General features: G+C 45.6%; 1 protein-coding gene. It reads right to left on the bottom strand.

Annotated features, from left to right (window positions below):
* Positions 1-823: formimidoylglutamase (hutG, locus tag R7Q48_RS26220; RefSeq protein ID WP_318133115.1), on the bottom strand; the 823-nt coding region annotated here is incomplete at both ends.

Genomic DNA, 823 nt, shown 5'->3' with positions numbered 1-823 from the left:
GCTAACATAAGCTTGTTTTTGTAGTGAAGAATTCGTTCTAAAAAAGGTGCGATTGTGTCGTAACTTACACCTCTAGCCGCAGGAGCACTTACGCCTGGCGCGGTTGCTGCTGGGAATACATCCAAATCAATGGTGAGATAGAGATAGTCACAATCGTCGATAAAGTGTTGCAGTTGGGTTAGGTGGTAGCTGTGATTCAAGTAATTGAGTTGACTATCTTCTACATACCATACGTTCAGCTCGTCTGCTTTTTGGAACAAAGCTTGCGTGTTGCTGCTGCGACTCACCCCCAAACAGGCGTAATGGAAAGCCCAATCATTACGCTGACAAAAATGATGAATTTGGTTGAATGGTGTACCTGAGCTTGGTTTTACATCCGCTAATGAACTTTCGAACGCGCGCAAATCGAAGTGCGCATCGAAGTTAATGATGCCAATTTTTGGCTTTTTCTCTGGATGATGCGTTTTGAAATATTCCGCTAGACCAGAAAACGATGCCCACGCAATTTCGTGTCCGCCCCCCAAAACGATAGTTGGCGTGTGAGGTAGCGCTTCTGAAATGAGGTTTGCACAGCGTGATTGGCTTTCTTCTAACAAGTCATCATCGCAAACGACAGTCCCAAGATCATAAAGCTGGGCATCTTTATGCCAAGCGAGATTCGCTAGCGCTCTACGAATCAAATCTGGTGCTTTTTTCGCTCCAATTCGGCCTTTGTTTCTCGCAACGCCAGCGTCGGTAGCAAAACCCAGAATGGATACGCCTTGAGAGGCTTTTTCTAGTTCGCTTGTTTTTTGATGTTTAACGACGTGGTGAATGCGTTGAC

It is taken from the genome of Vibrio sp. 378 (assembly GCF_033339435.1).
The sequence above is the reverse complement of the archived record's forward strand: the minus strand, read 5'-3'. Positions and strand labels throughout refer to the sequence as shown.